At 58.9% G+C, this 7,485-nt stretch carries 5 protein-coding genes; 1 reads left to right on the top strand and 4 read right to left on the bottom strand.

Going from position 1 to position 7,485, the window contains the following annotated elements; genetic code table 11:
• Positions 1 to 234: 234 nt before the first annotated feature.
• The 4 genes from HKN06_06090 to HKN06_06075 all read right to left on the bottom strand — a co-directional run bounded on the left by HKN06_06090 (position 235) and on the right by HKN06_06075 (position 6,658).
• A complete protein-coding gene (locus HKN06_06090; protein NNF60884.1) occupies positions 235 to 2,214 on the bottom strand; it encodes a guanylyl cyclase in 1,980 nt (659 codons plus the stop codon).
• A gap of 177 nt (positions 2,215 to 2,391) precedes the next feature.
• Positions 2,392 to 3,027, bottom strand: a complete 636-nt coding sequence (locus HKN06_06085; protein NNF60883.1) for a hypothetical protein — start codon at positions 3,025 to 3,027, stop codon at positions 2,392 to 2,394.
• Between the two features lie 295 nt (positions 3,028 to 3,322).
• Positions 3,323 to 3,667, bottom strand: coding sequence for a VanZ family protein (locus HKN06_06080; GenBank protein ID NNF60882.1), 345 nt, complete (start codon positions 3,665 to 3,667; stop codon positions 3,323 to 3,325).
• Positions 3,668 to 3,745: 78 nt separating this feature from the next.
• Complete coding sequence (locus HKN06_06075) at positions 3,746 to 6,658, bottom strand: penicillin acylase family protein (protein NNF60881.1); 2,913 nt, start codon at positions 6,656 to 6,658, stop codon at positions 3,746 to 3,748.
• A gap of 202 nt (positions 6,659 to 6,860) precedes the next feature.
• Here HKN06_06075 and HKN06_06070 point away from each other — a divergent pair.
• The coding region (locus HKN06_06070) for an RnfABCDGE type electron transport complex subunit B (GenBank protein ID NNF60880.1) at positions 6,861 to 7,485 on the top strand (625 nt) is incomplete at its 3' end.

Genomic DNA, 7,485 nt, shown 5'->3' with positions numbered 1-7,485 from the left:
ACGTCGCTTCAGCGACGTTTTTTTTTGGAGGCGCGCCCTCCGACCCGGCCCTCGCGCCTGCATGCGCTCGGTCGTTCGGCGGGAAAAAGCGGTGCTTTTTCTGATCCGCCTCACCCAGACGCGCCATTTTATTCAGCCTCGCTTCGCGAGGCTTTTTAATGTGCGTCCTCGAGATTACCGGCCACTCGGCACAGCCTCGTGGCGTTCGCACCTGCCCGAGCGATGGTCCTTTATTTAATCCGTTTCAATCGGATGCCCCGCAGCCTTCCAGGCCGGGAATCCATCTCTAAAATAGTAGATCTTCTCAAATCCCCACTTGACCGCTTTTTCGGTGCCCTTGGATGAGCGCAGGCAGCGGGAGCCGTGGCAATAGATCACGGCCGCTTCGGTCCGGTCGATCAGGTTGCTTAGCGCTTCTTCGGTAAACATCTCTTCCAGCTCGAGCAGAACCGCACCAGCCACATGACCCCGGTTCCAGTCGACTTCGGGGCGTGTGTCTATGAACTTCACTCCGCGATCGTACAGCTGCCTGGCCTCGACTACATCGATCGAGGACGCGCCCGGAATAAATGTTGGTGAGACTTCTGTGTCTTCTCCGGTGGCTGACAAGCCTGCCAGCCGCAGCCCTTCACGCAGACGTGCCCGGTCGTTAGTTACATTGAAGGTCCATAGATCAACGTCTTCAAGTGTGTAGGGACCGAACATCAGGGAATCGACGCCTTCCTGAATCCCCTGGCGCTCGACACTTAACCGATTAAGCGCATCAATCGTCAGCATGGCCTTGTCTTTTTCACCGAGCTGGCCAAGGGCCGCAGCACGCACAATCAAAGACCGGCCATCCTCTGGATTGCCCTGCGTCGCGCGATCCAGTGTTTCCGCTGCCTGCTCGAATTGTTCCAGGTTGAATTGCGCCAGCCCGAGCCAGAACAGGTACTCATGCGGATAGCGGGGATCCAGCCGCATTGCCTCCTGGATGGCTTCGGCACCATCAGCAGGTCGGCCGCCCTGGATCAGTGCGGCGGCCAGGGCCTCGTAGCCAACCGGGTTGTTTGGCTCCAGTTCGATCGCGCTTGTAGCTTGGGCGATCGCTTCATCAGTGCGTCCCCGAACGGAATACTCGAAAGCCAAAGCCTGATAAGTGAGCGCTCCTGGATTTTTCAATGCATGTTGGAGATTTTCCGCTCTGCGTTCCCCGACTTCAGTCCAGCTTAGCTTCTGGAAGCCCACCCACGCGTCATTTCTGGTGCTCATGTTGTTGTCCATGACTTTTCTGTAGACCGTCGCAAGCGCTGCATACGCCCGGCTGTAATTGGGGTCTATTTCGATTGCTCGCTCAAGATACGGGACTGCCTGGGCAAAACTTTCTGGTGAATTGCGCCGGTAGTGCGCCCAGCCACGCAGGAATGCATCGTGGGCCTCCGGATCGGTCGTCTCATGACCGCCTGCCAGTTCTGATTGCGTAAGGTTGAGTTTAAGTGCCGATACGATTTTCTCAATTACACGATCCTGTAACGCGAAAACATCATCGGTGACGTCATCGTAACGCTCGGCCCAGACATGACCACCCGTTAATGCATCGATTAATTGCGCGTTAATCCGCACGGTGTCGCCGGCACGGCGCACGCTGCCCTCGAGTACGAAGCGGACACCGAGTTCTTCAGCAACAGTCGATACCAGTACCGGTTGGCCTTTGTAGGTAAACACTGAATTCCGTGCAATGACAAACAAACCAGAGATCTTGGAAAGGTCGGTGATCAGGTCTTCGGTCATGCCGTCGACAAAATATTCCTGATCCGGATCGCCGCTCATGTTGTCAAATGGCAAAACGGCAATCGACGGTTTGTCCGGCAATGGAAAGGCCATGCGTTCTACGCTGGCGAGTTCAATCTCGGCGACATCGCTCAGTTTGACGATTAGTCCGTACGTGATGCTGACTGCAACCAGGGCGAGTGCTCCGAGAATGACGTAGTCAGCACCGCGCAAAGACAGGTCCGGGCCCTGGTCGGTGTCGGAAAGTGGCGCCGTGCGCACAATGCCTTGCGGCGTGATTTCGTACATCCAGCCAAATACAAGTGCGATCGGAAAACCGACGATGACGCCGATGATTACAAAGCGAATGGCTGTTTCGGGAATACCGAGACCGGGGAATATGACGTCGGCGAATTGCAGCAAAAGCCATGCGCCGACGATGTATAACGCGACGACTCGGAACACATGTCGACGCCTCAAATCACCGAGTAGCGAAACCATCTGATTCGTGTCGCTGGCCATCGCAGTCTTGAGAATAGCCTAAGACCCTGTTTAATCGTGAGGTTTCCGGGAGAAACCGGGCCCAGGCTGCCACAAACAACCCCAATTGCGCGTCCGCGGCCGTTTCAAAATCAGTGCGAGTCAGTCGGCTGCAGCCAGGATCGGCGTGTAGGTCGCTTCGAGCTCCCGGGGCAGATCCGGGTCGTGATAGCACCAGTTAACGAAGGTCGTCGGGTAGCTTGCCAGAGATTCCTGAGCGTCGGAGTTCAGATCGAGATCCCTGAAGTGAGTCACAGCGCACAGGCCCTTGCCGGCGAAGTACAGGATCATCCGAGGCCCCGGGCTGGGATCGGTACCACCGGCGTAAAGAAGAAACGTCTTGAAACTGCCGCGATCCAACCACGGCTGGAAGCGGTAATGATCCAGGTACCCCTGAGCGTCGGTGATGGTGAGTGGCTCGTGAGCCAACACGAGTCGAGAAAGGTCCTGCTCCGGGTCGGTGAATGCCAGCATCTCGATCCGGCTGCTGACGGCATCGACCTGCTGGGTGGTGGTGTCGGCTTCCTGGCGATCGATCCCGAACCCGATTACGGTTAGCACCAGACCGGCGAAGCTCAGCAGTGCCAGCAGACCGGTCGCGAACGGGTGCTCACCGACGAACTCGATTCCACGGCGCACAAGGCGAGCTGCGTTCGATGCGGCATTTTTAAGGTCCGCGCGCGGTGGGTGTGCGTCCTCAGCCGCAACGTTGTCAGGCTTGGAGTCGTTCTGCCCCATATCTGGAGGGTACCACCGATGTCGGACTATGGTCCGGAGGGTTCACTTGCGCGATATTCTATTGAATTAGTCTTGGCAAGTTTGTTTAGGTGGCGCATGGCTGGTTTCCGGGCCCGCCCGATTGCTGGACTGCGTCCAGACTGTGAGCTGTCTTTGCGTGTTGCCTGAAGGTCGCTTTGCATAGTGACTTCCGGCCGCAGCGGCCAGTATTGGCAGTGGCCAATTACATCCATTCTGGCAGGCCGGATTTCTTGCTTGAATACCGGCGCGGGATAACAAGCCGGGCCGCTGCGAATCACGGAAGTCCGCGTGCATGGGTTCTGATTTTTGTAAACAGCACAAGGCCGATGACGACGCCGACCAGGTTCAGCGTGATATCGGTCAGCGAGGCGAATCGTCCGGGCACGTAAAGCTGGTGCATTTCGTCAAGCACCGCCCAGCCGGCGCTGATCAGTGCGCCGAGCAAAATAATTTTCTTCAGTTCCCGGCATTGCTGGTCGAGCGCCCAACACCAGGCCCATCCGAGTAGCGCGAACAATGGGACGTGTAACAGGTTCTGTACCTGCGGCGTGACAAAACCGAGCAGGCCGCCGTCGGGCTGATCGCCGGGAACAGACGACAGCAGGAAAGACAGCAGCATGATGCCGAGCGGGACGGCGAAGCGGTATCGTTTCGCCGTCCCGGTTTGCTGGGAAGTATTTACGACGGCTACCTCGGGTCAGCGCACCGCAGGCACAACATCAGTAGTTGTGCCGGGGCTGGCATCCTGAGCGCGCAGGACCAGTGGCACTGTTTCATTGACCAGCCAGTAGGAAAGCAGGTTTGCGTAAAACGGGTTGCCGGGGAAAGGAACGCCGCTTACGCCGCCAGCCCAGATCGACGCTGCTCCACTGCTAAATGCACTGTTCGGTTCCGCTGAGTAACGACGCACAGGCCCGCCCCCGAACATGAAATCGTTCACGCTGTCGGCACGCGCGCTGTGCGAAGAGGCATCTACCACATTGAAGCCACCGTCGGTTGGAAAGCCCGCCAGGCCCGGCACCGGCTGCGGGAACGCACCCGGCGGCTGCGCCGGAACACTGGCGCCATCGATAAACGGGTGATCGAAAACGATGCGGTGCAGTTTGCCCCAGCGGTAGTCGTCCTGGTTGGACGAATTGGCAAATGCCGGAGCAAAAGCATCACCGGCCAGCAAATCCAAAGCAGAACGCAGCGCCGCGAGCAGCTTGAAGTCGCGCTGGTCTGAAAAATCTGCCAGGCCCGGGACAGCAAAGAAATCGACGATTCCGGTGCCACCGTCGGTGCGCAACAGGTGTTGCATCGCTGTCATCGCCATTGTGCTGCCGGGTCCAGGCAGGCCGGCCAGCGGCTCGTCGACCATCAGCCGGACCGCCTGGCCGCGCCACACACTGTATATCGTTGCGGCGATGCTGCTGTCGATTTCAGCCTGGTCCGGTTCAGGTAATTCGGACCAGTCCGCAACCACGGGATCGCCCGCATCGTAGCCAGTCTGGATGCCGGTCGGTGCATTGAAATTCCAGGCGGTCAGTCGTTCTATGGCTTCGGCCACATCTGCATCTGCTGCGAAGGCTGCAAGCAGAGCCGGTGCGTTGTCCTGCGAGGCGCTGGCAAACGCGTTGGTGATGAATGGCACGAAGAACCGGGCATCAAGCAGCGACACGTCAGCCTGGATGTCCTGCAGATCTGCCTGGCTCAGTTCGCCCTGTTCCGCCACGTAATCGCGTATCCGGCTGGTGATCGTGCCGGCACGGAAGCCGCCGGCATAACCGGCGTTCAGGTAATAGATGCCTCGAGACCTTTTCCTGGCCTGATTGAGCGGGTCGTTGTCCAGCACGGTCCCGGCCGGGTCATTGTTGGCGTTTACAAACCATCCGGCTGGCGGATTGATGGTGTGCGGAAGTTCATCCTGGCGCAGGATTTCATACGGAACTGCCTGGCCCGTCTGAAGATTACTGACCGGCAGCCATTCATGTTCGCCGCTGGTGCCGTCGCGGATGAACCACGGCGGTATAGGCAAACCTGGCGGAAAAATATCCGGCAGGCTGCCCGGAGCTACAAAACCCTGGTTCAGGTCTGCCCGAATCGGCATTTCGGCGCTGGCAAAGTAAGCGACATTTCCAGCGTTATCGCCATAAACCCAGTTTTGCGAGCCAAAATCGAAATGGCTTAGCCCGCGGCGGAATTGCTTGAGGTTGCGGGCCTCGTTCCACAGCCTGAATGTATCCAGCTCCCGGGTCGCACTGAAGCCGGTGTATTGAATGCTCAGAGCCGGAATTACGGCACCGGGAGTCGGCGCTGTAAGCAGCTGAATAATTGGCCCATTGTTTCTGCGTGGAACGATAATTGTCGCTGCCGGTATCAGTTCACCGGGAATTGCCTGGAAAAGGACGCCTCCGCCATTGAAGAAGAATTCTTCCGGTACCAGTTCGACGGGCTCGAGTTCACCCTGGAATAAAGTTCCGGCGGGTTGACCGTTGTCGTCAAACACCAGCAACTCCACGAACGTATCCGTAACGTCCATTGGATTTGTGGTTGCCCCCCAGTGGATATGTTTGTTGTAGCCCAGAACGATAAAAGCCGTGCCGGGGAAGCTGCTGCCAAACACGTTGAGGCCCGCCGCCTCGAGGCCCATCGGATAGAAAGTAGAGGGCGTATTAAGTGAGAGATGTGGATCGTTGGCGATGATAGGGCGGCCGTTTGCGCCGAGCCCTCTGCCGATACCCCACTCATTGGAACCGAGAGTGCCGTCGGCATCCAGTACGTTGCGAATAAATTCAGATTGTCGCAGCCGATTTTCTGCTGCTTCAGCCAGCGCCACCAGCGTGGAAAAGCTCATTTCGCCAGCTTCCTGCGTCCTGGTTACGGGCTTATTCGGTGCGTTTACTTTTGTGACCGACGGCAGGCCCGGGCAGGCTTCCGGATTGGGCGGCGTCGGCAGCGGATCGAAGGGAAACTTTCCGGTTGCGTCCGGTACAGTTGCGGCGCAGTCGAATGGTTGCGAGCGAAAAACGTCCTGGGTAAACACGATGCCGCCGGCCGGACCCAGCGCCTCGACGTAGGCCGCAAGATCCTGTGTCGCGCCCGTATCGAGATCGAACGACAGGCTGAATGCTATGGCCTTGCCGATCACGACGCTGTCAATCACGTTCCACGACCTGAAGTCCTGCCGGTCAGGAAAACCAACAGCAGCGTACTCCGGCGGTAACCCCGGCCCTTGCATTACCCAGTCATTGACTCCTCGGGCGTAGGCTTCCAGTGCTGCAATAGTCTTGTCTGACAATGCCGCAGCGGAGCGCACGGCCGCACGCCGTAACCCGATCGTCCGTGCCTCGACGTCGCCGGTCAGTGCAACCGGGCCAAACAGCTCGGCCAGCGTTCCGCTGGGCTGACGCCGGGTCAGGTCCATCTGGAACAGGCGGTCCTCCGCGTGCACCCAGCCCTGCAGGTAGTAAAGATCCGTGTCGTTCTCGGCGCGTATATGTGCGATGCCTTCCGCGTCACGCACAATCTGCGCCGGCTCCAGCAATCCGGGCAGCGCAAGCTGCTCACCGCTCCACGCGTTGCTGGCGAGTAAAAACAGAATGAGAATTGCAGCGATGTATTTGTTCACGTTGAGGCCCCCTCGTTACCTGCCGCATGGCACCGGATCTTCCCTGAGGCTAGCAGTTCCTGTCAGCCTCCGCGCGGTGGCTCGTGAAATCCTGCGAATTCAAGGTGTTCGTAGGGGTAATCCACGATTCGGAGGGTGGCGTGGCCGGTGCTAAATTTCAGGCTTGTGAGGCCTTGCCGGGGACGGGCGGGGGACCGTATCTATGCTCGTAGCCGTGGCCACGCTGGGTGGACTGACCTTTCTGATTGCGTTGGCGCTGGTCATCGCGCAGAGCCGCCTGCGTGTGGAGACCGATCCGCGCATCGAGCCCGTCTACGAGCTGTTGCCCCATACCGATTGTGGCGCCTGCGGTCACCCGGGTTGTCGCGCTTTTGCCGAGGCGCTGGCCAGCGGTGCGGCCACTCCGGCGCAATGCACGGTAGGGGATGCCGACAGCAAGGCGGCGATCGCCGAAATACTGAGTGTGGAGGTCGGCAATGTCGAAAAAGTGGTCGCCCGTCTGGCATGCGCCGGTGGCGCCAACGTTGCCCGTATGCATGCTTACTACGAAGGGCTGTCGTCCTGTCGTGGTGCCGCGTTGGTGGCCGGTGGTGGCAAGGGGTGTTTCTGGGGCTGCCTGGGGCTGGGCGACTGCGAGGTAGTGTGTGATTTTGACGCCATCAGCATGTCGGCGGATGGCTTGCCGGTCGTTGACGAAGATCTCTGCACCGCATGCGGTGACTGCGTCGACGCCTGCCCCAAAGACCTGTTTTCACTGCACCCGGTCAGTCATCGACTGTGGGTTGCCTGCAAGAACCTGGAATTTGGCGACCCGGTGCTGGCCGAGT

This window comes from Gammaproteobacteria bacterium (assembly GCA_013003425.1).
Classification (GTDB): domain Bacteria; phylum Pseudomonadota; class Gammaproteobacteria; order Steroidobacterales; family JABDKV01; genus JABDJB01.
The sequence above is the reverse complement of the archived record's forward strand: the minus strand, read 5'-3'. Positions and strand labels throughout refer to the sequence as shown.

What these genes read in the sequence shown, in the direction of transcription:
- HKN06_06080 (NNF60882.1), bottom strand. Translation starts at nt 3,667, where the DNA reads ATGCTGCTGTCTTTCCTGCTGTCGTCTGTTCCCGGCGATCAGCCCGAC.
- HKN06_06085 (NNF60883.1), bottom strand. Translation starts at nt 3,027, where the DNA reads ATGGGGCAGAACGACTCCAAGCCTGACAACGTTGCGGCTGAGGACGCA.